Source organism: Amycolatopsis sp. N2S4-7 (assembly GCF_058119595.1).
In genome coordinates this window covers 5,865,267-5,892,072 of sequence record NZ_CP172299.1, presented here as the reverse complement: position 1 = coordinate 5,892,072, position 26,806 = coordinate 5,865,267, and the positions used below count along the sequence as shown (strand labels likewise).

The window sequence follows — 26,806 nt, the reverse complement described above, 5'->3', positions numbered from 1 at the left end:
CTATTCGCCGGTCGCGCCGTCGATCCGCTCTCGGATCAGGTCGGCTTGCCCGATGTGCCGGGCGTACTCGCCGATCATGCGCAGCATCAGCCAGCGCAGGGTGAACGGTTCGCCGGTGCTGATCCGGGTACCGGTCTGATCGAGCGGGCTCGCCGTGACGATCTCCCGGGAACGCTCGCATTCGGCCTGCCACAACGAGAACGCTTCGCCGACGTCACCGTTCAGCGCGGTGAAGTCCTGTTCCGGGTCGTCGTCGGAGTAGTACAGGTTCGGGACGTCCTCGCCCGCGAACTGGATCCGGAACCACCAGCGTTCGACGCCGGTGAGGTGCCGCAGCAGTCCGTGCAGGGTCAGCGTCGACGGTGGTACCGAGCGTTCGGACAGCCGCGCCGGGTCCAGGCCGGCGCACTTCAGCTCGAAGGTGCGCCGGTAGTAGTCGAGACTCTCGGTGAGGGCCTGCCGCTCGCCCGCCACCGGCGTCGGGTCGACCCGGGGGCCGGTCAAGCGGGGCGGAGCCGCCACCGGGGTGGTGTGTTCGGTCATGTGCGGAGCGTGCCACAGGGGTCCGACAATTTCGGTTCGCCGGCGGGGCCGGTGACCGGGCAACCGGCTCGAAACCCCAGTTCAGACACGGTTTCCCGAACCCGGTAACGAATCTTGGACCGCGCCGATCTGATCTTCGTCACCCCTGCTGCGCACGCCTGTCCCCACGGTCGGAGCGCACCCTCGGTCCGGAACCAGGAGATCACGACTATGCAGCGAACCGGTCGAAGAACCGCCGTGCTGGCCGCGCTGACCACCGCCGTTCTGTTCGCGGCGCCCGCCGTCGCGGCCGCGGCCCCGCCCACGAGCGCGGTCGACGTCAACACGACCACCGTGCGCGCGGGCGACACGTTCACGGTCACCGAGCAGCTGTACAACCCGACGGACTTCACCGTCACCGGCGCGAAGGCGGCGCTCTACGCCAAGGAAAAGCCGGTCGTCGACCTGGTGGACCTCGTCTCCTGCACCGGCGCGATCGCGTGCGACCAGTACCTCAGCAGCTTCCGCGGCGGCGTCGGCGACCTGGCCGCGGGCGAGAGCCGGACGGTGACGTTCACCTTCCGCGTCCAGGAGGACGTCCAGCCCGGCCAGTTCACGCTGCAGCACCAGTTCGCGGGCGACAACTACGCGTTCGGCGTCGAAGACGGCCCGGCCGTCACGATCGCCGCGCCGGACAAGGCCGACGTCAAGGTCGCGCTGACGGCCACCCCGCGCGCGGGCCTGGTCGCCCGCGTCGACTACGTGATCACGGTGTCGAACACGGGCCCGGCCACCGCGACCGGCGTCCGCGTGACGGCCAACCCGGGGTCGAACCGCACGATCGCGTCGATGACCGGCTGCACCCGCTCGGGAGCCGCTCTGACCTGCACGATCGGCACCCTGGCCCCGGGTGCCTCGGCGACGGCGAAGTTCTCCTCGGAGAGCGGGTTCTTCGCCTGGGGCGCGTTCACGGCCACGGCCCAGCGAGCGGCGAGCACGCCGGCCGACCCGAACACGGCCAACGACACGGCGTCGAAGAAGTGCACGGCCTACACCGGCCTCTACGTGCAGTGCTGACGATCTGACGCGCGGGGCCCGGCCGGGCCCCGCGCGTTCGTCCACAGAGGAACGTCAGAGCGCGAACTCCGCCGAGCGGGCCCGGCGCCGCACGGCGTCGGCGGTTTCCTCGACGGTCTGCTCCGTCGTGTCCATGACGTTCCCTTCGAGCTCGCCCAGCGCGGCGAACGCGCCGTGCATCCCCGTGATGGGTTCGACCTCGGTGAGCTCCCGGCCTTCGCGCGCGGTCCCGCGAGCGAGGGTGACTTCGAGAGTCGGCCGCAGCACGACGTAGAAGAGGTCCAGACCGTCCCGCTTCGCGGTGTCACGGAAGGGCTCCAGCGCCCAGGGGCCGATGATCCCATCGAGGACGACGTCGTAGCCGCCGCGTGCGTAGCCACACGCGGCCTCGGCGATCACCCCGAGCACGACCTCGTTCTGACCGGCGGCTTCGGGCAGGTACGGCGGGACGAAGCCGGTCCGGATCCAGACGTAGAAGCTGTCGGTGTGCAGGTGCACGGCCGGCCGCGACGCGTTTTCGGTGACCAGCCGCGCGACGGTGGACTTCCCGGCACCGGGCGGCCCGGTGAGGATCAGCAGCGAACCAGGTGTGGAGGGCATGGACGCATCATGGGCGGCGCGCCCGGCGAGAACCAGTCTTGACCTTCCGGGCGGCCTCAGCCGGACCCGGTGTGCGGGAGGGTGACGGGGGCCTGGCTAAACTGGGGGCGCGGGCCGTTAGCTCAATTGGTAGAGCTGCGGACTTTTAATCCGTAGGTTCTGGGTTCGAGCCCCAGGCGGCCCACCAAGATCGACAACCTCGCTGACCCGCGGAGCTGTCCGCGTCTGCTGATCACGTGGACCATGACGTGATCTTGCGGGGGCGCGCAGAGCGCTCTGAACAGCGGGAGAGCGGCGACCGGCATCCTCCCGACCGTGAATGAGGGACTCGTCCGGACCGTCGAACGGGGCCTCGCAGTCGAGCGCGACGTAGCGACGTGCTCGGGCTCCAGTGTTGCCGGATCGGCGTTCAGGGCCAAGCCTCGGAAGTTGCTTTGTCGTTTCCGCGACTTGGCAACAACGCGTTCACCTGCGGAAACATCGTCGCGGCGTGGTCGAAGGCGGGTGTCGGGACCGTCGCCGGAGTCGACAGCCGGGGAGCTGAACCGATGTTTGCGCCGCGGCGATGCCCGATATTGCCGATCACTCGGCGTCCACCTGACGACAGGGGGGATGTTGCGGGTCACTGCCGGCAACGTGCGGGTCTCGCTTCTCGAAGCGATCGCGGGGCACGATCGAACCGCGGCGCACGGAGCGTGTCGGCGCGGGGTGAGGTCGCAGTCATCAACACCGACCCCGCGGATCGAGCCGACGACAGCTTCAGTGGAGGCAGTTCGTATTACGCCCGGCGCCGCGCACCTTGTCCGGACGATGCGGAGAACAGGAACCCTCATATGTGGACCTTGTATGCGGTAACTCATCGGCGGCGTTCGGCCCCGCCCGGACGTCAGCGATTCCGGATCCTGGTGTTCGTCCTTGCGTCGGTCGTGGCGCTGCTCGTCTGGGGCGTGAGCGCTCAGACTGCGCTGACCGTGGTCGGCGGTTCCGGGTTGGTTGCCGCCGAGATCGCCAACCGGCTCCTCGGCCCAGCCGGCTCGGACGGTGACGAGCCGGACCAGCCGAAGAAGGTGCGCTGAGCAAATCCGGGGCACCCGTTCCGCCTCAACGGCGTGCGTTTGAACGTTTTCCCAGTTCACCGCCGGAAGGTGGCGTGAGGGCTGATGTTGCCGATCGGGACGGCAACGTCGTTATGCCGTGCACGGGTGGGCCGAGAAGGCAGGATGCATGGCGGCAGTACGAGTGTGTGCGGGTGCAGTCGCCAGACCCCCGGGCCCGTGAGACGGGCTCCGGCCGGCACTCGGTACTGGCTGGGAGCGACTCGTCCGGACCAAGGAACAGCAGGGGAGCGCAGTTGATGTCGCGTAGATGCACTGAGGTGTCCGCGCGGACCGTCGGCAGGTCGGTGCCATCGTTGACGGCGGTGATCCCGGCAGGGACGGGGTGGGTGTCGCGGTGAGCGCGAAGAAGAAGCCGATCCCGAACGACACGCCGCTGGGGCAGTTCGCCGGCGAACTCTACTCGGCGATGCTGGCTGCGGGGATCACCAAGAACGCCGACCTCGCCGAACGCGCTTTTCTCAGCACGTCCGTGGTCAGCCGAGCCTTGAGCGGCCGGGACCGGCTCCCGACCGAGGACACCGTTCGCGCGCTGGCCGCCGGGTTCGGTGGTGACCCGGACACTTGGAGCGCCCGCCGGGCCGAGGTCGCCGCCGAGATCGAGAAGGGCCGGACCCGTCCCGGCCGGCTCCCGCGGCAGACGCCGAAGGTGGACGATCGTGCCGAGGCGTGGGTGCCCTTTGATCCCGAGGCCGTCGCCGACGGCCGGATCGGCCCGGGCGCATCCGCACTGGCCGGCCCGGTCACGTCCGTGTCGGCGGCTGCCGAACCGGTCGCGGCCGCACCTGACCAGGAGCCACGGCGCAGGCGCTCGAGGCGGTTGCCGCTCGTGGCCGCCGCAGTCGCGCTGGTCGTCGGCGTAGCGATCGTGGTTGCTCCGTCTTCGGGCATGCTCGCCTCCGTGACGACGGGCACGCCCGCTCCGAGGTCCGAGACGCAAGTACCTGCGGCTGCCTCGACCAGCAGGGAGCCGGCGGATCCGGAGCTGTATGTCATCCCGGGCCCGGGACAGGCGCAGCCGGTCCCGGATGAACTGGTCTTGAGCTCGGGAGCAGGAGGCGCAACCCAGTCGATCACGATCAGCGCGATGGCCAGTCCCGGTGTCGCCGGCCCGTACCGGTTTTATGGCGAGGCCGTCGTCACCAGCGCACACTGTCGGCGGATCATGCTCAATGTCGAGGGCGGATCAGCCGGTGGCGCGACAACCGAGCTGCATACTGCTTCATCACGTTATGACCTGTCGGAATTCAGCGTGGCCGGTCAGCTCAATGTCCCCTTCCACATCAGCGCCGACAGCGGAGGCGGCTGCGGAGACTTCCAGGTTCGCTTGCTCAACCTCACTGCCTCCCTCAACCGGGCCACAGGATGATCGTGAACGGCTTGCGCGTCTTCTTCAGCTCCGGAAGGCGTTGATCTGCTGCCAGATGGTGTCGTGCAATGAGCCGTGCTCGTCGAGGTTGCCGAGAACCTCGATCGAGGCGATCACCCCTGATGCACGCTGACGTTGACCCGGGTGCTGCTGCCAGTACGCCGGCGGGACTTTCAGCACCGCGGTGAGCAGGTCGCCGGGGTAGAAGTGGCCTTCGGCGAGTGGGTTCTGCTCGAGGCGGGTCAGCGCGACGGGAAGCAGCACGTCGAGGCTTATCTGCTGGGCCAGCAGGACACGGAGGTCTTCGGTGTCCATGGCCTCGACTGGCTTGTGACGCAGCTCGTAGCAGGTCTCGACCAGCCGGGTCGCGTCGGCCGGTGGGTCGCCCCAACGGTGGCCTTCGAGCTGCTCGAGCGTGAGCGAATAGTCCACGTCAGGACTGGTCCCCATGGCTCCCCCGTGTCTGCTGCCGTGGTCGTGACCAGCCTACCCACCTTGAAGTTCCGTCGGATCACGGTGACCATCGCGGTCAGCACCTGCCACGAAAGGCTGAATTCAACGGGTGAATCAGAGACGCAGGGGGGTACACGGTCGTCGTTCCCGAGGCGCGAACTGTACGCAAGCTGCCGGCGCCGGTGTGGTGGTCGGTGCTCTCCGGCCTGCTCCTGCTCGTCGTGCTCGCCGGGTACACGGTCTGGACCGGGATCTGGACGCCGACCGGGTTCTACCTCCAGGATTTCGTGGCCTATGTGGCCACCGGCCGGGCGGTTCGGGCCGGGCAGCCGCTGTACGAGCCGGGCGTTTCGCACCTGCCGATGATCGGGGGCACCTTCAAGTACACCCCCTTTGCCGCTGGGGTGTTTGCCGTTCTTTCCGCTGTTCCTCAGCTGCTGCTGCCGATGGTGGCGCTGCTCGGCAACCTGTTCGCGCTGCTCGCCGTGATCTGGATCGCGCTGGGCAAGCAGGGGTACGCGCCCGACCACGGCCGGGTTGCGGCGACCGCTGCCTTGACCGCTCTGGCTCTTCCGCTGCAGCCCGTGCTGATGAACTTCACCGTGGGGCAGGTGAACCTGATCCTGCTGCTGCTGGTCCTGGGGGACCTGACCGGCCGGGATCGCTGGTGGAGCGGGGTGGGTGTCGGGCTGGCCGCGGGGATCAAGCTGACGCCGGGGTTCTTCGTCGTCTACCTGCTCCTCACCCGCCGGTTCCGGGCCGCGGGCGTGGCCGTCGGGACGTTCGTGCTCACCGTGCTGGCGGGTTTTGTGGCTCTGCCGCACGATTCGGGGGTCTTCTGGTCGGCGAACGTGGCGGACCCGTCGCGGATCACCGGCAACGACAACGCGATGTCACCGGAAAACCAGTCGGTCCGGGGTGTGCTGGCGCGGCTGCTGGGCATCGCGGACGTGCCCGGTCCGGTGTGGATCCCGGTCGCGGTGGTCGTCGCGGCCGTGGCGCTCTGGATCGCCGTGCGCGCCCACCGGCAGGGCCGCGAGCTGCTGGCGGTGAGCATCGTCGGCGTGGCGATGGTGCTGGTGACGCCGTGGACGTGGACGCACTACTGGGTGTGGCTCGTGCCGTTCTTCGTGATGGCGGCCTGCGGCGCGCTGCGGTCCCGCACGTGGTTCCCGGCGGCCGCGCTCGCGGTGGTGTACCTGCTGCTGTTCGGCTGGCGGGTCAGCGACCGAACCGACGCCCCCATCGTCGGGATCGTGGTCCTGCCGGAGAACTACCCGCCGCTGCTCCAAGCCGTGGCCCACACGCTGTACATCGTCGTGGCGGTGGGCCTGCTGGTCCTGGCCGCCGTAGCGCCCGGCTGGCTGAACCCGCGCCCGGAACCCGACGCCGCCCTCCTCCCAGGACGAGCTGGCTAGGGTGGGCGGATGGACGCGACGAGGTGGCTCATCGTTCTCCGGCACGCCAAGTCGGACTGGTCGGACGACCTCCCCGACCACGAACGGCCCCTCGCGCCCCGCGGCATCCGGGACGCGCCCAGGCTCGGCCGGTGGCTCACCGAAACCGGTCACGTCCCCGAGCTGGTCGTCTGCTCCACCGCCCGCCGGACCAGGGAAACCTGGCTTCGCGTCAGCGACGAGCTGCCGGCGAAGCCGCCGGTCGAGTACGACGAAGACCTCTACGGCGGGGACGTCGACGAGTTCCTGACCGCCGTCCGCAGGACGCCGCCCGAGGTCACGCGGCTCGCGCTGGTCGGGCACGAGCCCGGCGTCAGCGAGCTGACCCTGCACCTCGCCGGCCACGGGGCGGACACCCGGGAGGTGCAGGCGAAGTTCCCCACCGGGGCCGCCGCCGTGCTCGCCACCACCGACAGCTGGGACGCGCTCACCGCGGCCCGGCTCGTCGCCTTCTTCCGGCCGCGCGACGCCTGAAAGTTCGCCCTTATGTACGGCGCGGGCCGCACCGGGGAGATGGCAACGTAAAGAGGCGTGGACGGGCTGATCGGGGCGCGAGTACGCCGCACGGAGGACCTTCGGCTGCTCACCGGCCGCGCGCGGTTCGTCGACGACGTCGACCTGCCCCGGATGCTCGAAGCCGCCGTCCTGCGCTGTCCGCTGCCGCACGCGCGGATCAAGCGCATCGACACCCGCGCGGCCGCCGAGCTGGGCACCGTGCTCACCGGCGCCGAGGTCAAGTCGCTGGTCAAGGCTCCGCAGCCGGTGATCTGGCGGAACGTCCCGGACATGCGCCTCACCGACGCTTACCCGCTGGCCGTCGACCGCGTCCGCTACCCCGGGCAGGGTGTCGCGGTGGTCGCCGCGAAGGACCGGGCCACCGCCGAGGACGCCCTCGAGCTCATCGACGTCGAGTACGAGGAACTCCCGGCCGTCAGCACGCTCGAAGAGGCGATGGCCGACGGCGCTCAGCGGCTCTACGACGACTGGCCGGACAACGTCTGCGCGCGCACGTCCGTCGTCACCGGGGACGTGGAAGCCGCCTTCGCCGAGGCCGACGTCGTGCTCGCCGAGTCCTTCCGGTTCGCGCGCCAGATGGGGACGCCGCTGGAGACCCGCGGCGTGGTCGCGACCTGGGATCCCTTCACCGGACGGCTCGACGTCTGGCTCGCGACCCAGGCGCCGAACCTGGCCCAGGAGCTGCTCGCGGAGGTCCTCGGCCTGCCTGTCGCCAAGATCCGCGTGCGGACCCCGGACGTCGGCGGCGGCTTCGGCAACAAGTTCGACTTCTCCGGCGAAGAGGTCCTGGCCGCGCTGCTGTCGCACCGCACCGGACGGCCGGTCAAGCTGATCGAGGACCGCGTCGAGAGCTTCGTTGCCAACGTGCACTCGCGCGAGCAGAAGATCGACGTCGAGTACGCCGCGAAGGCCGACGGCACGATCACCGGCGTGCGCGGCACCGTCCACGGCGTGCTCGGCGGCGAGCTCGGGACGATCGCTTTCGGTCCCTGCTTCACCACGGCGGCGTGCCTGACCGGCCCGTATGCCATCCCCGCGGTCCGGATGGACGTCGTCGCCGTGGTGACCAACCGGACGCCGTACGGCTCCTACCGCGGCTGGGGGCTGCCGAAGGCGAACTTCGTGCAGGAGCGGATGGTCGAGCTGCTCGCCGCCCGGCTGGGCCTGGACGCGCACGCCGTGCGGCGCAGGAACTTCGTGCCCCCGGAGGCGTTCCCGTACCAGAGCCCGGTGTTCGTCTACGACAGCGGCCGCTACGAAGACTGCCTCGACCTGTGCCTGAAAGCCGTCGAAGAGGCGGGCTGGGCCGAGGTGCGGGCGCGCCGCGCGTCCGTCGGCATCGGCTACTCCTTCCACAACGAGATCACCGCGTTCGGCCCGAGCCGCATCGTGAACCTGAGCGGCCTGTGGCACTCGGGGTTCGACGAGGAGGTCGTGCGCATCGACTCCACCGGCCACGTCACCGTCCACACCGGACAGTCGGCGATGGGGCAGGGGATCCACACCGCGCTGGCGCAGATCGCCGGCCACGCGCTCGGTGTCCCGCTCGACCACGTCACGGTCGTCTCCGGGGACACGGATTCCTGTCCCTACACCGGGTACGGCACCGGCGCGAGCCGGGCGGCCGCGGTCGGCGGCGCCGCCGTGCTCACCGCGGCGACCCGGCTCAAGGCGAAGGTGCTGCGGATCGCCGCCCACATCCTCGAGGCCTCGCCGGACGACCTCGTCGTCGAGAACGGCCGGATCTTCGTCGACGGCGTCCCGCACCGCTCCATCGGCATGGACCAGGTCGGCGACGCGGCGTACCGGCGGCTCCAGGGCCTGCTCCCCGAAGACGAGACGCCGACGCTCGAGGAGCGCGAGGTCTACGACCCGGCCAACGTCGCGACCGCGTTCGGCTGCACCGCCGTCCTCGCGGAGGTCGACCCCGAAACCGGCGTGGTGACCTTGCTCGGCTACCTCATCGCGCACGACTGCGGCACGGTGATCAACCCCCTGATCGTCGACGGCCAGCTGCACGGCGGCGCGGCGCAGGCCATCGGCGGCGCGCTGTACGAAGAGCTCGTCTACGACGGCGGACGGATGCTGACCAGGACGTTCCGCGACTACCTGGTCCCGTCGGCGACCGAGGTCCCGCCGTTCACGCTCGCGCACATGGCCACACCCGCCGACCACGTGCCCGGCGGCTTCAAGGGCATGGGCGAGGCCGGGGTGATCGGCGGCGGTGCCGCGATCGCGCACGCCGTCGAGGACGCGTTGCGCGAGTACGGCGTCAAGATCACGGCGTTGCCGATCACCCCGCCGGGCCTGCTGGCCGCGATCAAGAGCGCGCGATGAAGGCCGCCGCGTTCGACTACGTCCGGGCGGGATCGGTCGACGACGCCGTCGGCGCGCTGGCCGCCGAGGGTTCGCAGGTCCTCGCCGGCGGGCAGAGCCTGGTGCCGCTGCTGAACATGCGGCTCGCGCGGCCGTCCCTGCTCGTCGACGTCAACGGTCTCGCCGAGCTGGCGTACGTCCGTCGTGAAGGCGAGTACGTCGAGATCGGCGCGCTGACCCGGCAACGCGCCGTCGAGACGTCGGACGTGGTGCGGCGCGAGGTGCCGCTGCTCGCCCAGGCGCTGCGGCACGTCGGGCACGTCACGACCCGCAACCGCGGCACGCTCGGCGGCAGCCTCGCGCACGCCGATCCGGCGGCGGAACTGCCCGCCGTCGCGGTCGCCCTGGACGCGGAACTGGTGGTGCGCGGGCCCCGCGGTGAGCGGGTCGTCGCCGCGCGGGAGTTCTTCGTAGGTCCATTTAGGACAAAAGCGTCAGGGGAGCTGCTGACCGCGATCCGCTTCCCGGTGCAAGCCGGCACCTGCGCGATCGAAGAACTTTCCCGTCGCAGCAAGGATCTGGCGCTCGTCGCGGTGTTCGTCACGCTGGAGTGGTCGGACGGCCGGTGCGCGCGGGCCGGGATCGCCGTCGCGGGTGCCGGTCCGACGCCGATCCGGGCCACTGCGGCCGAGGAGCTGCTGCACGGCCGGTCGCTCGCCGACGACGTCATCGCCGAAGCCGCCCAGGAGATCGCGGCGGCCACCGATCCGCCGTCCGACCTGCACGCGCCCGCCGACTACCGCCGGGAGATGGCCGCGGTGCTCGGTCGGCGGGCCCTGACGAAGGCGGTCCGATGAAGGTCACCCTGACGGTCAACGGGCAGGTGTGCAGCGCCGACTGCGAGCCGCGGCGGACGCTGGCCGACTTCCTGCGGCACGACCTCGGCTTCACCGGCGTGCACGTCGGCTGCGAACACGGCGTCTGCGGCGCCTGCACGATCACGTTCGACGGCGCCACCGCGCGGGCGTGCTGCCTGCTCGCCGTGCAGGCCGAGGGCGCCGAGATCACGACCGTCGAGGGCATGGCCACCGGCGGCGAGCTGAGCCCGCTGCAGCAGGCGTTCCGCGACCACCACGGCCTGCAGTGCGGCTTCTGCACGCCGGGGATGCTGGCGACGGCGGCCGAGCTGCTCGCGGCCAACCCCGACCCGACCGAAGCCGAGATCCGCGAGGCGCTCGCCGGGAACCTCTGCCGGTGCACCGGCTACCAGTTCATCGTCGACGCCGTCCGCGCGGCCGCCGGGAACCGGTAACGCGAAGGCATTGCCTCAGCGAAGTTCACATGCGTACTCTCCATTCACTCACAGGTTTGACGTTCATATTTGTGAATGGAGCGGACATGGTTTTCCGCCACACCGTCGTGGCCGCGCTCGCCGCGCTCGGCCTCCTCGCCACGTCGTTCGCCGCGCCCGCCGAGGCCGCCCCGCGGCCCACCGGCTGCACGGTCCCGGTCCTCGGGCCGGTGTGCGCGCCCGACACCGCCGTCCTCGACGGCAAGCAGCTGCTCCGGACGAAGTTCGCCGCGCTCGTCGGGGAACGGACGTCCCGGACCGCGCTCGACAACCTGCTCACGGCCGCCGCGGGCGACCTCACCGCCGGGCCGTGGAGCGTCACGACGAAGGAGCAGGTCCCGCCCAGCGGCGACAAACACGACTACCTCAGCCTCGCGCCCTACTGGTGGCCGACCACGCAGCCGACCGCGGACAACCCGTGGGGCTGTCCCTTCGTGCAGAAGGACGGCCAGCGCAACCCGATCGTCGACGAGATCACCGACCACGCCTACCGCGGCCAGGCGTTCACCGCGATCTACCGGCTCGCGCTGGCCTGGTACTACACCGGGGACGCGCGGTACGCCCAGCGCGCGGCGCTCGACCTGCGCACGTGGTTCCTCGACGCGGCCACGAAGATGAACCCGAACATGAACTACGCCCAGGGCATCCCGTGCAAGGTGGACGGCCGCGGCATCGGCATCATCGAGTTCTCCTACACGCTGACGCAGGTCGTCGACGCCACCGCGATCCTGGCCACCGGGGCCCCCGGCTGGACGAAGACCGACCAGGCCGGCATGACCGGCTGGTACACGCAGTTCCTGGACTGGCTGCGCACCAGCAAGAACGGCACCGACGAAGCCAAGGCGCAGAACAACCACGGCAGCTTCTACGACATGCTCGCCGCCGCGCTCGCCCTCGGCACCGGGCAGCGCGACCTGGCCAGGACGATCGCCGAGAACGCCGGGCCGAACCGGATCGCGCCGCAGATCCAGGCCGACGGCTACCAGCCGCAGGAGGCGAGCCGGACCCGGAGCTGGCACTACTCGAACTTCAACCTGGTCGCGCTGACCCGGCTCGCGCAGATCGGCAAGCACGTCGGCGTCGACCTGTGGCACTACACGGCACCGAGCGGGGCGACGCTGTTCAAGGCGGTCGACTTCCTGATCCCGGGCGCCACGCAGGGCCAGTCCGCGTGGCCGTACCCGGAACTGGACTTCCGGCCGTACGCGGCGCTGGACGTGCTGCACGCGGCGGCCGACGCGGGTGACAAGGCGGCGCGGACGGCCTTGCCGCGGGTGCCGGTCGAGCCGGGCGGGGACCTCTACCCGGTCCGGCCCGCCGCCGAACAGCTCGACGACATTTCGACGTCCTGACGCGCGAAAAGGGCCCGGCGGCGCGGCCGGGCCCTTTTCGGGGAATCAGACGCCCGCCACCTGGGAAATCCAGCTGCGATAACGCGTGATGTTCGTGTACGCGGTGTTGTTCACCCGGTCGCTGGTCGACGCGACGCCGACCTGGCGCCCGGAGGCGAACATCGGGCCGCCCGAGTCGCCGCCGGCGGTGATGCCGTTGACGCGGTTCGCGCACACCGCGACGCCGCCGGTGTAGTCGCTGCAGCTGATCGAGTTCACCCGGACCGTCGCGACCTTCAGGTACCGCGACTGGCAGTTGATCTCGGAGCCGCACTGGCTGGTGGCGCCCCAGCCGTAGACGGAGACGTTCTGGCCGACCGAGACGTCACCGACGCTGCCGAGCGGCGAGTAGGTGGCGTTGACCGAGGTGGTGAGCCGGACGATCGCCAGGTCGGCGGAGCCGGGGTACTTCGTGATGGTGGAGCCGGTGGCCATCGTCCCGCCGCTGGACTGGTCGAGGCTGCCGATCCGGAACGTGTAGGTGCCGGAGCTGCTCACGCAGTGCTTTGCGGTGAGGACGTACTGCGGCGCGATGATCGTCGCGGTGCAGTTCTGCTGGCCGTTGACGAACAGCCGGGCCGCCCAGGGACCGCTGGTGGCGGTGCTGCCGCCGATGATCGACGGCTGGGCCTGCGGGGTGCTGTCGGCGGCCGCGGGGCCGCCGAGGCCGACGACGGCCAGCGCGGTGCTCGCGGCCAGCAGGACGAACTTGCCGAATTTCACGCTCACTCCTTTTCGCGCGGGGAGAACCGCGCGGGGGAAAGCCGGTGGGGACCGAACACGAAGATTGTCCGAGTCGCGAGGGAATGTCCGGAACCGACGAAAGTCGCCGGGCGGATCCGTATTTAATTCCGCGCGCGGGATACGGGCAGTTCCCTTACTGTTCCGCGCTCCACCCTGGGGTGGAGCCCGCACGATCGGGTTCAAACCCGGGCTTGAGGACTCCGGCGTCGCGCCGCCCTAGCGTTCTGGGGGTGGGTACCGGAGGGGGAGCGATGACGGCGAAGGCCGAGCGGGTCGCGGTGGGGGCGGTGCTGGCCGTCGCGGCCGTGCTGTGGGGGTGGGCGCTCGGCGGCCGGGCGCTGCAGCCGTACTACGTCGCCGCGGTGCATTCGATGTCCCGCGACGTCACGGCGTTCTTCTTCGCGGGCTTCGACCCGGCGGGCGTCGTCACGGTCGACAAGCCGCCGCTCGCGTTCTGGACCCAGGCGCTCGGCGTCGCGGTGTTCGGCTTCCACCCGTGGGCGATCGCGCTGGTCCAGGTGGTCGAGGGCGTGGCCGCCGTGTTCGTGCTGCACCGGGTGGTGCGCCGCTGGGCGGGACCGCGGGCGGCGTTGCTCGCCGCGGCCCTGTTCGCGTTGACGCCGATCACCGCGGCGATCAACCGCGACAACCTGCCGGACACGCTGCTGGTGCTCCTGCTGCTGCTCGCCGCGTACTGCGTCACCCGCGCCGACGGCGGCAGCCGGTGGCTGGTGTGGGCCGGCGTGTTCGTCGGGCTGGGCTTCCTCACGAAGATGCTCGCCGCGTGGATCGTGCTGCCGGGGCTGGCGCTCGCCGCGTTCGTCGTGACGCCCGGCTCGCGCGGGCTCCGGATTGCCCGGGTCGGCCTGGCCGGGGTGGTGACGCTGGCCGTGTCGCTGGCCTGGCCGGTCGCGGTGAGCCTGTGGCCGGGGGCGAAGCCGTTCGTCGGCAGCACCACGGACGGCTCGGTGTGGCAGCTCGCCTTCGGCTACAACGGCCTGACGCGGCTGGTCGGCGGCACCGAGGGGTACGGCGCGGCCGTCGGCACGGCGCTCGGCGGTGGACCGGGGCCGCTGCGGCTGTTCGACGCCGAGGTCGGCGGGCAGATCGCCTGGCTGCTGCCGCTCGCGCTGGTCTCACTGGTCGTGGCCGCGTTCCGCGCCCGCGGGGCGGCGCCGGGCGTGCGGGCGGGCTGGGTGCTGTGGGGCGGCTGGCTCGTCGCGGGAGCCGCGGTGTTCTCGTTCACCGGCGGCATCTTCCACGCGTACTACACCGCCGAACTCGCCCCGGCGATCGCCGCGCTCGCCGCGAACGGCCTGGTCACCGCCTCGACGTGGCCCCGCGCCCGGTTCGTGCTGGCCGCCGCGGTGGCGGGGACGGCGGTGTTCGCGTACGTCCTCCTCGACCGGACCCCGGACTGGCTGCCGTGGCTGCGGTACACCGTCCTCGTCCTGGCTCTGCTCGCCGTCGTCGCGGCTTTGCTGCGGGCTTCGCGCGTCGCCGTCGCGACCGGGCTGGCCGCCGTCCTGGCCGGGCCCGCCGCCTTCGCCGTCGACGCGGCCGCGCGGCCGGTCAGCGTGCTGGAGACCGCCGACCCGGGTGCCGGGCCCCCGTCGACCGCCGCGTTGCGGACCGTCGTCGGGATCAACACGGGCTCGGGCGCCGAGGCCGGGTACGTCCATTTCATCGAGAGTTCGTACCGGCTGAGCCCCGGCCAGCGGGAGGTGCTCGCGTACGCGCAGGCTCAGGCGCCGTCCGCCGGCGTCGTCCTGGCGGTCGAGGGCGGGACGTACGGCGCGGACCCGTTCGTGCTGAACACCGACGCCCGCGTCGCGGCGCTCGGCGGCTACCTCGGCTTCGACCCGGCGCCGTCCGCCGCGGACCTCCCGGGCTGGGTGGCGGCCGGGAAGCTGCGGTTCGTGCTGCTGCCGCAGGTGTTCCTCGACATCGGCCGCGCCGCGGGCCGCCCGTCCGCGGTCACGGCGGCGGACGCCGGTGAGCTGCCCCGCCGGATCGGCTGGGAGGCGAAGCACTGCCGTCCGGTACCGCCCGCGCGGATCGGCCCGGCCGCCGCGACGGCCGGCGTGCTCTTCGACTGCGTCAGGCCGTGACCTTGGCCGGCGCGGTCCGGCGCAGCCAGTACAGCCCGATGACCGGCAGCACCAGCGGGATGAACAGGTAACCCTCGCCGTAGACCGACCAGACCGTCGGGTGCCGGAACGCGGCCGCGTCGACCAGGCTCAGCGTGCCGATGGTCAGCACGCCCAGCAGCTCGATCGAGCAGGCCGCGAGCGCGACGCGCCACCAGGCGTCGCCGCGCTTGGCCAGCGCGATCGTCGCGACGATGTAGACGACCGCGGCGAACGCGGAGAGCAGGTAGGCCAGGGGTGCCTCGTGGAACTTCGTGCCGATCTGGACGCCCGCGCGCGACGTCGCGGCCAGCGCGAAGATCGCGTACACGGCGACGAGCACCCGTCCGGGGCCGCTGGCCGTCCTACGCTGTTGCTCCACTCCACACCTCGTTCAGTCGCAGCACCATCACCGGGATGGCCAGGCAGGCGATGCCGAGCACCGCCGTGCTCGACCGGCTCCGCTCGGCGAGCGCCCAGGCGGCGCCGACCGGCAGCACGACCAGGCAGCCGATGAGGTAGGCCAGGTAGGTCGCCAGGCTGCCGGGGCGGTCGCCGCCGGCGAGCAGCACGATGCCGATCACCAGCTGGACGACCAGCAGCAGTTCGAGGACCGCGAGCGCGATCAGGAGCGGGTTGTCCGGCAGCCGGTTCCGGGCCGACTGGACGAAGCTCCAGAGCGCGACGAGCGTGGCAGCCACGGCGACCGTGACGGCGAATCCGAAGATCACCCGTTCCTCCTTCCGGTCCGCCGGGCGCCAACTTACTCCGTGGTACCGGCTGGTCCGTTCGCCGAGGTGCCCCGAGCGTGGCGCGGGCCACGGCAGCGTTCCACAGTGGACGCATTTGGCCCAACGAGGTGTGCTCGCACCCGGAAAATTGATCACCAGCTCGGCTTGATGGCAACACGCCAATTCGATGGTTTATTCCGTGTTATCCTTGTGTGGACCTGCGGGAATGCTGTAAGAAACTTCGTGTTACACCCCGACAGGGTGGTTGGCCATCGGCCAAGAATTACGCTGGGTCCTACTACTGCGCGGTAAGTGCCCTTTTTGCCTACCTCGGATAGCCCAGTTGAACCCCCGGGTTGGCGGATTGGCCCGACCCCGTCCGGCGTGGGGGAATATTCCTCGTCCCGGAGCAACGATGTCCGGGGATCACACGGAGGGGTATCTTCGATGGACCTGCGCTACGAAGCTTTTTGCTTCGCCGACCCGTTGTTCTACGACGAACAACAGGAAATCGGCGCGCCGGTCGACGATTTCGCCCAGGCGCTGCCGGCACCCCCCGAGGGCTGGGTCACCGCCGACCGCGGCGTCTGGCGGGCCCTGCGCCCGCAAGATCGCCCGCTTCCCGGCCAGGGGTGGAAGATTCACGTTTCCGCTGGTCTGGACAATGCCCGGCGCGTGCTCGTGCAGGTGCACGAGTACTGTATCGAGCACCGGATCTCCTACAAGCACCTCCGCTCGCTCATGATCCTGCTCGCCCGGAATTCGAAATACGCTCCTCGTGACGGCAGCGCCAAGCTCATCACCATTTACCCGGCTGACAACGACGAGCTGGAGCGCGTTCTCGAAGATCTGGCCGCCCGCCTCGAAGGCGAGCACGGCGCCTATATCCTGAGCGACCTGCGCTACGGAAGCGGCCCATTGTATGTCCGGTACGGCGGCTTCGCAGAGCGGTGGGTGGAGCAGGGCGGCACCCGCGTCCTGGCGATCAGCAAGCCGGACGGAACGCTCGTCCCCGACAATCGGGAGCCCCGGTTCTCCGTGCCCGACTGGGTGGAGATTCCGGCGTGCCTGGCCGGCAGCATCGCCGCGCGGAAGGCCGGCGACCCGGCCCAGTTCCCCTACCGGGTGACGAGCTCCCTGCACTTCTCCAACGGCGGCGGCGTCTACCTGGCCACCCGGAAGGAAGACGGCGAGGAGGTCGTCCTCAAGGAGGCGCGGCCGCACGCCGGCCTCGACCGGACGCGCACCGACGCGGTCGAGCGCTTGCGCCGCGAACACGAGGTCCTGGAGCGGCTGGCCGGTATCCCCGGCGTGCCGCGGGCGTTCGAGCGGTTCACCGTGTGGGAGCACCACTACCTGGCCATGGAGTACATGCCCGGGACGCCCCTGGGCGGCTGGCTCGCGCAGAACTACCCGCTGACCCGCCGCAACCGCACGGACGGCGACCTGATCGCCTACACCGAACGCGCCCTCGGGCTGCTCGCCAAGCTCGAGGGGATCATCGACGCGGTGCACGAGCGGGGGATCGTCTTCGGCGACCTGCACCCGCAGAACGTCCTGATCGACCCCGACACCGACGAGCTTTCGCTGATCGACTTCGAGCTGGCGGCGGACGTCGACGGCGGCGACCGCCCCGCGCTCGGCGCGCCGGGCTTCCGGGCGCCCGCCGACCGGTCGGGCACCGAGGTCGACGACTACGCCCTCGCCGCGTTCCGGCTGTGGTTCTTCCTGCCGCTCACGACGTTGCTCGAGCTGTCGCCGGCGAAGCTGCGCGGTTACGCCGACTTCGTGCAGCGCACGTTCGACGTGCCCGAGGGGTACGCCGACGCGATCGTCGCCGGACTCGCTCCGCGCACCGAGCCGGCGAGTCCGGCGATCACCACCACCGAGCTCGACACCTCGCGGCCGGACTGGGCGCTCGTCCGCAAGCAGGTCACCGCGGCGATCCTGGCGTCGGCGACTCCGCAGCGGACCGACCGGCTGTTCCCCGGTGACATCGAGCAGTTCCGCCTCGGCGGCGCGTGCTTCGGCTACGGCGCGGCGGGCGTCCTGCACGCCCTGGAGGTCGCCGGGGCGGGCCGGTTCCCCGAGCACGAGCGGTGGCTCCTCGACAGCGTCCGCCGCGAGCCGCCGCCGCGTCCCGGGTTCTTCGACGGCACGCACGGCATCGCGTACGTGCTGGAGAACTTCGGGTACCACGACGCCGCGACCCGGCTGCTGGCCTCGTCGGCGCAGCTGGTCGCGCAGACCACCGACCACGCGCTCGAGGGCGGGCTCTCGGGCATCGCCCTGACGCAGCTGCACTTCGCGGCGCGGCGGAGCGACAACGAGTTCGGCCGGCAGGCGCTCGCCATCGCGGTGCGCCTGGCCGAGGCGCTGGACACCGCCACGCCGCCCGGGAAGGCCGGCCGCGCCGGGCTGCTCAGCGGCTGGTCCGGGCCCGCGTTGCTGTTCGTCCGGCTGTACGAGCAGACCCACGAACAGCTGTGGCTCTCCCTGGCCGACCAGGCCCTGCTGCGCGACCTCGAGGAGTGCGTCACCACCGACGACGGGTCACTGCAGGTCCGCGACGGCGACAGCCGCACGCTGCCCTACGTTGGCGTCGGCAGTGCCGGGATCCTGATGGTCGCCGAGCAGCTCGCGCGCCACTTCCCGGACGCCGAGGTGCTGAAGAACCGTCCCGGCCTGCGCGAAGCCTGCCGAGGCGAGTTCGTCGTCTTCCCGGGCCTGCTGTTCGGCCGGACCGGCCTGCTGACGGCGCTGGCCATGGACCCGGAGCCGGACGAGGTCGTCCGCGCGGCCGTGGACATGCACCTGTCCCGGCTGGCCTGGCACGCCGTGCCGTACAAGGACGGGCTCGCGTTCCCCGGCAACCTGCTGCTGCGGTTGTCGATGGACGTCACCACCGGCGGAGCGGGCATCCTGCTCGGGCTCTCCGCCGTACTGGACGGCAGGGCAGTGCTGCCCTTCCTCGACGGAACGCCGTCCCCCCAGACCTCCGGTCGCTGACCGGGCGGAAGAAGAAAAGAGAAGGGAACATCATGGAACTCGTTCTGGAGTTGCAGTCGCTCGAGGCCCTCGACACCAACGGCGGCGGCGGCGGCGGTGGCGGCGGCCAGTCGAACCTGAGCCTGCTGGCCCACTGCAACAACAGCACCCTCAGCGTCGTCGCCTGCTAGGTGTGCCGATAGGTGCGGGAGCGGCACAGGCCAAGTGCGCCGCTCCCGCACCTTCATTCTGCGCTCTCCCACCCCGGCGCGGGAACTCGTTCGAAGGAGTGAGATGACGGCGTCCGCGGACCGGCTGCTCCTCGCGACGCTCCGGCTGGACCGAGGCCGTCTCTGCGCTCTGGGGGGCACCGCACTCGTCGCCACCGGCGCGGCCCTGGTGCTGCCCGGTGCGCTCGCCGACGCCGTCGACGCCGTCATCTCCGGCCGTCCGGCCCTGCCCGCCGTGCTGTGGCTGCTCGTGGTCGGCGCGGCCGAAATCGCGGCCGACATCGCGGGCAGCGTGCTCACCGTCCGGCTGGTCAGCACCGCCACCGCCTGGCTGCGGCGGAAGGTCGGGGGCCGGCTCTTCACCCTGGGCACGCGGTCGCCGCTCGCCGAGGGTGACGCGATCAGCCGCCTCAGCGGGGACTGCACGGGCGCGGGCGCCATCGGCACGCTCGTGGTCCAGCTCGTCGCGATCGTGCTGATCTCCACCGGCGCGCTCGGCCTGCTCGGGCTGCTCGACTGGCGGCTCGCGGTCGTCTTCCTCGCCAGCGTCCCGTTCGCGCTGCTCATCGCCCGTGCCCACCTCCGTCGCACCGCCGACGACGTCCTCACCTACCAGCGGGTTTCCGGTGAACTGGCGGCCCGCATGCTCGACGCCGTGGCCGGGCTGCGCACGATCGCCGCGTCCGGCATCGCCGAACGCGAGGCCGACCGGGTGCTGCGGCCGTTGCCCCGGCTCAACCGAGCGGGCCAGGGCATGTGGCGGACCCAGGCCCGGATGGTCTGGCGGGCCGCCCTGCTCTTCCCCGCCGTCGAGCTCGCGGTCCTGGTGGCCGCCGGGTTCGGCGTGCAGGCCGGCCGCCTCAGCATCGGCGACGTCCTCGCCGCACTCGGGTACGTCGCCCTCGGCATGCGGCTCGTCTCCCAGATCCCCCTGCTCACGGCCGTCTCGAAGGCGCGGTCCTGCGCCGAGCGCCTGACCGAGGTCCTCGACCTGCCGGTGCCCGCGCCCGGCGAGCTCGGGCTGCTGCCGGGCGACGGCACGCTCGTGGTCCGGCACGCGCGGGTGCCCGGGGCGCTGGAGAGCATCGACCTGACGGTGGCCGGCGGGACGTTCCTCGCCGTCGTCGGCCGGTCCGGGTCGGGCAAGTCCGCGCTGGCCGGCGTCCTCGGCGGGCTGGTGACGCCGGACGAAGGCAGCGTCCTGCTCGACGGCCGCCCGCTCGACCGGCTGCGCCCGGAGGAGCTGCGCGCGGTCGTCGGCTACGCGTTCGAGCGCCCGGCCCTGCTGGGCGCGACGGTCTCGGACGCCGTCGGCTACGGCTCCTGGGCCGGCGACGCCGCCGTCCGCGCCGCCTGCCGCACCGCCCAGGTGGACGACGTCGTCGTCCGCCTGCCGAACGGCTACCACACGCCGCTCGCCGAAACGCCGTTGTCCGGCGGCGAAGCCCAACGGCTCGGGCTCGCCCGGGCGATCGTGCACAACCCGCGCGTGCTCATCTTCGACGACGCGACGGCCAGCCTCGACACCATCACCGAAGCCGCCGTCGAACGGGCGATGACGACCGCGCTGCCCGGACGCACGCGGATCGTCGTCACCCACCGCGCGAGCACGGCCGCGCGAGCCGACCTCGTCGTCTGGCTCGAGGACGGCCGGATCCGCGCGACGGCCCCGCACACCGCCCTGTGGCGCGAGCCGGGCTACCGCGCTGTCTTCACGGAGGACAGCGCGTGAGCCTGAAGCGGTTGTACTGGGCGACCCTCGCCGGTCAGTGGCGCGGTGGCCTCGTCCTCCTGCTCTGCTCCGCGCTCGAGGGCCTGCCCGCGTTCTTCTCGGGCCGCCTGGTCGAGCTCGCCGTCGACCGCGGGTTCGCCGCCGGGCGGCCCGCGACCGGCCTGGCGTGGCTCGGCCTGTTCGGCCTCGCCGCGTTGCTCGGCGCCCTGGGCTCGCGCATGGTGTGGCACCAGCTCGGCAAGGTCGTCGAGCCGCTGCGCGACGAGCTGGTGACCGCGGTGGTCCGCGGCGTGCTGCACGACGAGTCGCCACCCCGGAACCAGCCGGACGCCAGCGGCGTCGCCCGCATCACCCAGCACGTCGAGGTCGTCCGCGACGCCACCGGCGGGCTGCTGGTCCAGGCCCGCGGCATGCTCGTGACGACGATCAGCGCGCTCGCCGGCCTGGTCACGGTGGCCGGCGGGCTGGTCGTGCCCGTCGCCGTGCCCGTGGTCGCCGCGGTGACCGCGTTCGCGTGCCTGCTGCCCTCGCTCGCCCGCCGCCAGCGCGCCGCGGCCCTGGCCGAGGAGCACATGGCGGCGACCGCGGGCGCGTCCCTGTCGGGCATGCGCGACGTCGTCGCCTGTGGCGGCGAGCCGATCGCCACGCTGGCCCTCTACGAGGCCGTCGACGCCCAGGCCCGCGCCGCGGTCCGGGTGGCGAGCTCGGGCGCGCTGCGCTCACTGGTGATCTCCGTCGGCGCGTTCGTGCCGTTGCTGCTGGCCCTGCTCCTGGCGCCGGGCATGGTCGCACGCGGAGAGCTCACCGCCGGCGCGGCACTGGGCGCGCTGGTCTACCTCGCCACCACGATGCAGCCGGCGTTGCGCGGCCTGGCCGCCACGGCAGGCACGGTCGTCCTCCGCCTCATCGTGGCCTTGCGCCGCCTGTCGGAGACCGCCCAGGTACCGGCGGCCCAGGACGGCGACGCCCGGCCGCGCGGCGTGGACGTCCGGCTGCGCGGGCTGACCTTCGGCTGGGGCGCCGCGGCCGAACCCGTCGTGCGCGACCTCGACCTCGACCTCCGGCCGGGCGACCACCTCGCCGTGGTCGGGCCGAGCGGGATCGGCAAGTCGACGCTGGCCGGGCTCGTGACCGGCATGCTCACCCCGCAGGAAGGCCGGGTGCTCCTCGGCGGGGTGCCGGTGCGGGACGTGCCACCGGCGCTCCGGCACGAGCTGGTGGCCCTGATCCCGCAGGAGGCCTACGTCTTCGCCGGCACCGTGCGGGACAACCTCGCCCTGTTCGCCCCCGGCGCGTCCGACGCCGTGCTGCTGGCCGCGGTGGCCGACATCGGAGCCGACGGCCTGGTCCGCCGGCTCGGCGGCCTGGACGGCACGATCGGCCACGGTGGCGAAGGGATCTCCGCCGGTGAAGCGCAGCAGCTGGCCTTGGCGCGCGTGTACGCGGGTTCAGCGCGTGTCGTGATCCTCGATGAAGCGACCTCCCATCTCGACCCGCCGTCGGAAGCCCGTGCGGAGCGGGCCTTCGCCGCACGGGATGGTGTTCTGGTGGTCATCGCGCACCGGTTGTCGTCCGCGTTGCGTGCGCACCGGGTGCTGGTCATGGACGGCCGGGAAACCGCGTTGGGCAGCCACGCCGACCTGCTCGCCCGGTCGGCGCGGTACGCGGAGCTGATGCAGGCGTGGGCACCGGTGACTGGGGAAGCAGCCACCGAAGTCCCGCTGCCCGCCGGTGAGGCGGTGTCCGCGGGCGGAGCCGGTGCGGTGCACCGGCAGCCGGTTTCCCGGACCACTCAGGTGAGCTGATCGCCGTCCACTGTGGACCGTTTCATCGTTGCTCCCACTTTATCGCGCCCGAAGGCCGGCGGAACCCCTCGCGGCGAATCTGTGGACAACTCACCGGTTTCCGGTCCCCCTGTGGACAACTCGGGTCGATCGCCCCGTTCTGTCGGTGCCGTGGGGCATGATCGGAAGCACAGGGAAGGCCCGGAAGCGACACCGTCAGAAAGGAGGTGACCCGCCGGCGGTGCGCGTCAGCCGGGCTGCAGTGCCTCCAGTGCCTCGCGCAGCTTGCCGGAGAGCGGCGTCGGCCGGCGTGACTCGCGGTCCACGAACACGTGCACGAAGTGCCCTTCCGCGACCAGGGACTCATCGGCGGCGTACATCCCGATTTCGTAGCGCACGCTGGACTTCCCGAGGTGCGCCACCCGCAGTCCCACCCGCAGCGAACCAGGAAAGGAAACCGATGAGTGATACCCGCAGTGCGACTCGACGCACAGCCCGATCACCGCCCCGGCTTCGATGTCGAGGCCGCCCTGCTCGATCAGCCACGTGTTGATCACGGTGTCCATCAGCGAGTAGTGCACCACGTTGTTGACGTGCCCGTAGACGTCGTTGTCCTTCCAGCGCAACGGAACCGTCTGCCAGTGCGGGTACCCGTTCACCACAGCGACACCGACTCGCGCAGGATGCCCGAAAGGTCCTCCGCGGACGCCTCGCGCGGCGCGGTGGCCAGCAACCGCTGCTGCTTCAGGGTTCCCTCGACCAGCGAGTCCACATCGGACTCCGTGTAGCCGACGGCACCGATGCCGTCCGGGATGCCGATCTGCCGCATCAGGTCGATCAGCACCGCGGGCAGGTGGTCGGCGAAGTCGCCGGGCCACTCGAAGTCGGGCGCCAGCAGGCGCGCGACGCGCAGGTGGCGGTCCGGCGCCGCGTCGAAGGTGAAGCGGAACGCGGCGGGCGCGGTCAGGGAGACGGCCATGCCGTGCGGCACCATGGGCTCTTCGCCCGGGTAGCCGTCCGGGTGGAAGTCCCGGACCTGCCCGGCGATCGGGTACGCGTTCGCGTGCGGGATGTGCACCCCGGCGTTGCCGAACCCGAGTCCGGCGAAGGTCGCGGCCAAGGCCATGGCCTCGCGCGCCTTGAGGTCGGAACCGTCGCGCACGGCGGCGGGGAGGGCCCACGACAGCAGCCGCAGTGACTGCTCGGCGAACATGTCGGCCAGCGGGTTCGAGCCGCAGTACGGCACGCGCTGTTCCGGGCGCTTGCGCTCGAACTCGGTGTACGGCTTGGCGGTGTAGCTCTCCGCGGCGTGGCAGAGGATGTCCATGCCGCTGGCAGCGGTCACGCCGGCCGGCTGGCTGACGGTGAGCCGCGGGTCGACGACGGCGAGGGTCGGGCGCAGCCGCAGGTGGCTGATCCCGCTCTTGACGCGCAGGGACAGCACGTCCAGGACGCAGACCGTGGTGCTCTCCGAGCCGGTGCCGGTGGTGGTGGGCACCGCGACCAGCGGCTTCAGCGGGCGGGCCGGTGCGCGGCCGCCGCCGACGGGCGCGTTGACGTAGTCCATCAGCTCGCCGTCGTTGCTGGTCAGCAGGTTCGCGGCCTTGGCGGTGTCGATGGCCGAGCCGCCGCCGACGGCGACGAAGGCGTCGTACGGACCGGTTCCGCGCGCGAAGTCAACCGCCTTCTGCATGCTGACATCGGTGGGTTCGACGTGTACGCCGTCGAAGATCTCGGTTTCGATGCCGTAGCCCGCGATGCCGTCGGCGATGCGGCGGGGCCAGCCGGTCGCGGCCACCTGCGGATCCGTTACGACCAGCACGCGGTGCGCGCCGTACTGGGTGAGGTCGTAGCCGATCTCGTCGCTGGCGCCGGTGCCGTACTTCAACCCCGGTGCGCCATAAGTAAAAACAGTTTCACGTTCCGTCGCGGCCAAGACTGCGGTCCTCGCTCCCTTGATCGGCTAGCAGTCGGTCAAAGCGGACATTCAGTCCATCCTTACCGGGTTTCGGCGAAGATCACTTGACTGCACTGAACGGTGCCCGCCTAAGCTCTCCTCATTAGATACCAACTGGGAGCGACCGTCGCCCAGACGGCCGTGCGGATCCTGACCGAGGCGCGTGTCCGCCGCGTGTACGCGGTGGTCGGTGAGTCCTTCCTGGAACTGCTGGACGCCCTGCAACGCGAGCGGGAGATCACGCTGGTCTCGGCCCGCCACGACGCGGGCGCGGCGTTCATGGCGGAGGCGGAAGGCAAGCTGACCGAACGTCCCGCCGTGCTGCTCGCCAGCCGCGGGCCGAGCGCGGCGAGCCTGGCCATCGGCGTCCAAACGGCCTACCAGGACGAAACTCCGATGGTCGTGCTGCTGGAGACGCCCGCGGCGGCGCCGATGCCGTTGTCGTCCGGGGAGCTGCCGACGTCGGACCTGACGGCGATGTTCGAGTCGATCGCCAAGTCGACGTTGCGGGTGACCGACCCGGACAGCTTGCCCGGGCTGCTCGCGCACGCGCTGACCACGTCGCAGGAGGGGCGGCCGGGGCCGGTCGTGCTCGGCGTCCCGTGCGACGTCTGGGGCATGCCCTACGACGCGGCGAAGCCGATGGCGCGGGTGCGGCCGCCGGCGTCCGGGACGCTGGGCCGTTCGGCGGACGCCGTGGCGCAACTGGTGGACGAGGCCAAGTACCCGGTGGTCATCGTCGGCGGGCGGGCCCGGTCCGCGCGCGACGAGCTGATCGCGGTCGCCGACGAGCTCGCGCTGCCCGTCTACAACGCCTTCCGGCGGCAGGACGCCTTCCCGGAGAACCACGCGCGCTACGCCGGTCACCTCGGGCTCGGCATCCCGGCCCGGCAGCTGGACGCGCTCGAGCGCGCCGATCTCGTGCTCGCGCTCGGCACCCAGCTCGACGAGGTGACCACCCAGGCCTACCGCTACCCGACGGCCCAGCAGACGCTGGTCATGGTGGGCACCGGCATCGACGTCAGCCCGAAGCGGCGGGGCCTGACCTTCCGCGTCGACTCCGAGGTCGAGCCGTTCCTGCGGGAGCTGCGCGCGGTGGCGTCGCCGCGGACGAGACGGGCTTCGGCGGCGAACGCGGCCGTCCACACCTTCATGACCCCGCCCGACACCAGCGGGAACACGCGGGTGCACCCCGTCGACGTCGTCCGCGCGCTGCGCAAGCTGGCGCCCGAGGACACCATCGTGACCAGCGACGCGGGCAACTTCGCGCAGTTCATGCACCGCTACTGGTGCTTCACCGCGCCGCGCAGCCAGCTCGGCCCGAGCAACGCGGCGATGGGCTACGCCGTGCCGGCCGCGGTGGCGGCGAAGCTGGCCGAGCCGCGGCGGACCGTCGTGGCCATGGTGGGGGACGCCGGCACGCTGATGACCGGCCAGGAGATCGAAACGGCCGTCCGGTACCGGGCGCCGGTGATGGTGGTCGTGTTCCAGAACGGCGTCCACGGCGCGCTCGCCATGCACCAGGCCCGCACGCACGGCAGGCTCTCCGGCGTGTCCATCCCGCTGACCGACTTCGCGTCGTGGGCGCGTGGACTGGGCGCGGCGGGGTACACCGTGGACGATCGTGAAGAGCTCGAGCCGATCATCGCCAGCGCGCTGGTGCGGCAGCGGCCGTGCGTCATCGACGTGCGCACGGACCCCGACGTCGTGACCCCGGACGTCCGGCTGTCGGCCCTGCTGGGGCAGGCGCGCCCGCAACCGCCCGCCCAGTAACGGTTTTGCTCGGTTTCATTCCGGAAAACGCCGGGAATGTCGTGTGGTAGCAGGGCGTTGGCTCGGGTAACCTGGCGGTGTTCCGGTGGTGGTTCGCCGCTGAACCTTCCCGGCCGGGTCCCGGCGGGAGACAACCGGTTTCTGTCGGTGCCGTACGGCACCATCACGGTCATGACCCGCGCCGAAGCGGGCAGGGAACGAGGGGAGTTTCGACGTGACCGATCACCAGCACGCATCCGAACCAGCGCGGAAGTCCTCGGGCGTCGTACCGGTGCTGTTCAGCGCCAGCGCCGAGGCCCACGACGACGCCGTGGTCGCGGCCGAGCACGACACGGCCTGGCGCTCGCCGTTCACCACGGAGGGGCTGCGGCCGGCGAGTGGCGAATAGCTCACCCCTCATGGGTGAAGACCGCTTGTCCGCGCTGGTCGCATGTGCTTTACTTCAGTTGGTCTCGATTTTTGTGTTCGTGTTGAGTCACGCTCGCAGAACTCAGCGGGCGTAGTGTCTCCTCACCGAGGAAGCAAACCGTCCCCGTGCTGACCCGGGTCGCCGAAGTGGCTTCCTGTTTTT

The 26,806-nt window shown here is 71.4% G+C and carries 24 protein-coding genes and 1 tRNA gene; 17 read left to right on the top strand and 8 right to left on the bottom strand.

Translation table 11 applies throughout. The features are described from left to right. On the bottom strand, positions 1-543 hold the full coding sequence (locus tag ACH54P_RS27670) for a DinB family protein (RefSeq protein ID WP_489906259.1): 543 nt from the start codon (positions 541-543) through the stop codon (positions 1-3). A gap of 210 nt (positions 544-753) precedes the next feature. On the opposite strand from ACH54P_RS27670, the gene ACH54P_RS27665 reads away from it, so the two are divergent. Beyond that, entirely contained in the window at positions 754-1,599 is an 846-nt protein-coding gene (locus tag ACH54P_RS27665; protein WP_489906258.1) for a COG1361 family protein, read from the top strand. Between the two features lie 54 nt (positions 1,600-1,653). Here the strand turns inward: ACH54P_RS27665 and ACH54P_RS27660 are convergent, their stop codons facing one another. Then, on the bottom strand, positions 1,654-2,199 hold the full coding sequence (locus ACH54P_RS27660; protein WP_489906257.1) for an AAA family ATPase: 546 nt from the start codon (positions 2,197-2,199) through the stop codon (positions 1,654-1,656). Between the two features lie 111 nt (positions 2,200-2,310). Here ACH54P_RS27660 and ACH54P_RS27655 point away from each other — a divergent pair. The 3 genes from ACH54P_RS27655 to ACH54P_RS27645 all read left to right on the top strand — a co-directional run bounded on the left by ACH54P_RS27655 (position 2,311) and on the right by ACH54P_RS27645 (position 4,683). Then, a tRNA-Lys gene (locus tag ACH54P_RS27655) sits at positions 2,311-2,386 on the top strand. 718 nt (positions 2,387-3,104) lie between these two features. Beyond that, on the top strand, positions 3,105-3,275 hold the full coding sequence (locus tag ACH54P_RS27650; protein WP_489906256.1) for a hypothetical protein: 171 nt from the start codon (positions 3,105-3,107) through the stop codon (positions 3,273-3,275). 376 nt (positions 3,276-3,651) lie between these two features. Beyond that, positions 3,652-4,683 carry a helix-turn-helix domain-containing protein gene (locus ACH54P_RS27645; RefSeq protein ID WP_489906255.1) on the top strand — a complete coding sequence of 344 codons (1,032 nt, stop codon included), beginning with the start codon at positions 3,652-3,654 and terminating at the stop codon, positions 4,681-4,683. A gap of 24 nt (positions 4,684-4,707) precedes the next feature. Here the strand turns inward: ACH54P_RS27645 and ACH54P_RS27640 are convergent, their stop codons facing one another. Beyond that, entirely contained in the window at positions 4,708-5,133 is a 426-nt protein-coding gene (locus ACH54P_RS27640) for a contact-dependent growth inhibition system immunity protein (RefSeq protein ID WP_489906254.1), read from the bottom strand. A 185-nt stretch (positions 5,134-5,318) separates the two neighbouring features. On the opposite strand from ACH54P_RS27640, the gene ACH54P_RS27635 reads away from it, so the two are divergent. The 6 genes from ACH54P_RS27635 (at position 5,319) to ACH54P_RS27610 (ending at position 12,128) form a co-directional block, all read left to right on the top strand. Continuing rightward, entirely contained in the window at positions 5,319-6,554 is a 1,236-nt protein-coding gene (locus ACH54P_RS27635; RefSeq protein ID WP_489906253.1) for a glycosyltransferase 87 family protein, read from the top strand. Between the two features lie 9 nt (positions 6,555-6,563). Continuing rightward, on the top strand, positions 6,564-7,067 hold the full coding sequence (locus ACH54P_RS27630; RefSeq protein WP_489906252.1) for a SixA phosphatase family protein: 504 nt from the start codon (positions 6,564-6,566) through the stop codon (positions 7,065-7,067). 57 nt (positions 7,068-7,124) lie between these two features. After that, a complete protein-coding gene (locus ACH54P_RS27625) occupies positions 7,125-9,446 on the top strand; it encodes a xanthine dehydrogenase family protein molybdopterin-binding subunit (RefSeq protein ID WP_489906251.1) in 2,322 nt (773 codons plus the stop codon). Beyond that, a complete protein-coding gene (locus ACH54P_RS27620) occupies positions 9,443-10,282 on the top strand; it encodes an FAD binding domain-containing protein (RefSeq protein WP_489906250.1) in 840 nt (279 codons plus the stop codon). The genes ACH54P_RS27625 and ACH54P_RS27620 overlap by 4 nt, the downstream gene beginning before the upstream one ends. Next, complete coding sequence (locus ACH54P_RS27615) at positions 10,279-10,737, top strand: (2Fe-2S)-binding protein (protein WP_489906249.1); 459 nt, start codon at positions 10,279-10,281, stop codon at positions 10,735-10,737. The genes ACH54P_RS27620 and ACH54P_RS27615 overlap by 4 nt, the downstream gene beginning before the upstream one ends. 86 nt (positions 10,738-10,823) lie before the next feature. Beyond that, positions 10,824-12,128: an alginate lyase family protein gene (locus tag ACH54P_RS27610; protein WP_489906248.1), complete on the top strand. Its 1,305-nt coding sequence runs from the start codon at positions 10,824-10,826 to the stop codon at positions 12,126-12,128. A 45-nt stretch (positions 12,129-12,173) separates the two neighbouring features. Here the strand turns inward: ACH54P_RS27610 and ACH54P_RS27605 are convergent, their stop codons facing one another. Then, on the bottom strand, positions 12,174-12,890 hold the full coding sequence (locus tag ACH54P_RS27605; protein ID WP_489906247.1) for a S1 family peptidase: 717 nt from the start codon (positions 12,888-12,890) through the stop codon (positions 12,174-12,176). 272 nt (positions 12,891-13,162) lie between these two features. Between ACH54P_RS27605 and ACH54P_RS27600 the strand changes: the two genes are divergently transcribed. Further along, positions 13,163-15,022, top strand: a complete 1,860-nt coding sequence (locus ACH54P_RS27600) for an ArnT family glycosyltransferase (protein WP_489906246.1) — start codon at positions 13,163-13,165, stop codon at positions 15,020-15,022. On the opposite strand, the gene ACH54P_RS27595 is transcribed toward ACH54P_RS27600, so the two are convergent. Further along, on the bottom strand, positions 15,012-15,383 hold the full coding sequence (locus ACH54P_RS27595; RefSeq protein ID WP_489916664.1) for a hypothetical protein: 372 nt from the start codon (positions 15,381-15,383) through the stop codon (positions 15,012-15,014). The genes ACH54P_RS27600 and ACH54P_RS27595 overlap by 11 nt on opposite strands. Before the next feature lie 22 nt (positions 15,384-15,405). Beyond that, complete coding sequence (locus ACH54P_RS27590) at positions 15,406-15,771, bottom strand: hypothetical protein (RefSeq protein WP_489906245.1); 366 nt, start codon at positions 15,769-15,771, stop codon at positions 15,406-15,408. Between the two features lie 447 nt (positions 15,772-16,218). Between ACH54P_RS27590 and lanKC the strand changes: the two genes are divergently transcribed. From lanKC to ACH54P_RS27570, 4 genes are all read left to right on the top strand, one after another. Next, positions 16,219-18,780: a class III lanthionine synthetase LanKC gene (gene lanKC / locus ACH54P_RS27585; RefSeq protein WP_489906244.1), complete on the top strand. Its 2,562-nt coding sequence runs from the start codon at positions 16,219-16,221 to the stop codon at positions 18,778-18,780. Positions 18,781-18,812: 32 nt separating this feature from the next. Beyond that, positions 18,813-18,950: a SapB/AmfS family lanthipeptide gene (locus ACH54P_RS27580; RefSeq protein ID WP_489906243.1), complete on the top strand. Its 138-nt coding sequence runs from the start codon at positions 18,813-18,815 to the stop codon at positions 18,948-18,950. Between the two features lie 103 nt (positions 18,951-19,053). After that, the gene (locus ACH54P_RS27575; RefSeq protein WP_489906242.1) at positions 19,054-20,721 is read left to right on the top strand and encodes an ABC transporter ATP-binding protein; all 1,668 of its coding nucleotides are present in this window, start codon (positions 19,054-19,056) and stop codon (positions 20,719-20,721) included. Beyond that, a complete protein-coding gene (locus ACH54P_RS27570; RefSeq protein ID WP_489906241.1) occupies positions 20,718-22,526 on the top strand; it encodes an ATP-binding cassette domain-containing protein in 1,809 nt (602 codons plus the stop codon). Before ACH54P_RS27575 ends, ACH54P_RS27570 begins: the two co-directional genes overlap by 4 nt. Before the next feature lie 227 nt (positions 22,527-22,753). Here the strand turns inward: ACH54P_RS27570 and ACH54P_RS27565 are convergent, their stop codons facing one another. Then, entirely contained in the window at positions 22,754-23,167 is a 414-nt protein-coding gene (locus ACH54P_RS27565) for an acyl-CoA thioesterase (RefSeq protein ID WP_489906240.1), read from the bottom strand. Next, the gene (locus tag ACH54P_RS27560) at positions 23,161-24,393 is read right to left on the bottom strand and encodes a hydroxyacid-oxoacid transhydrogenase (protein WP_489906239.1); all 1,233 of its coding nucleotides are present in this window, start codon (positions 24,391-24,393) and stop codon (positions 23,161-23,163) included. Before ACH54P_RS27560 ends, ACH54P_RS27565 begins: the two co-directional genes overlap by 7 nt. Before the next feature lie 183 nt (positions 24,394-24,576). Between ACH54P_RS27560 and ACH54P_RS27555 the strand changes: the two genes are divergently transcribed. Both ACH54P_RS27555 and ACH54P_RS27550 read left to right on the top strand, forming a co-directional pair. Further along, positions 24,577-26,235 (top strand): thiamine pyrophosphate-binding protein, encoded by a 1,659-nt coding sequence (locus ACH54P_RS27555; protein WP_489916662.1) that lies wholly within the window; start codon positions 24,577-24,579, stop codon positions 26,233-26,235. Between the two features lie 214 nt (positions 26,236-26,449). Then, positions 26,450-26,623, top strand: a complete 174-nt coding sequence (locus tag ACH54P_RS27550) for a hypothetical protein (protein WP_166640346.1) — start codon at positions 26,450-26,452, stop codon at positions 26,621-26,623. The last annotated feature ends 183 nt before the right edge of the window (positions 26,624-26,806 follow it).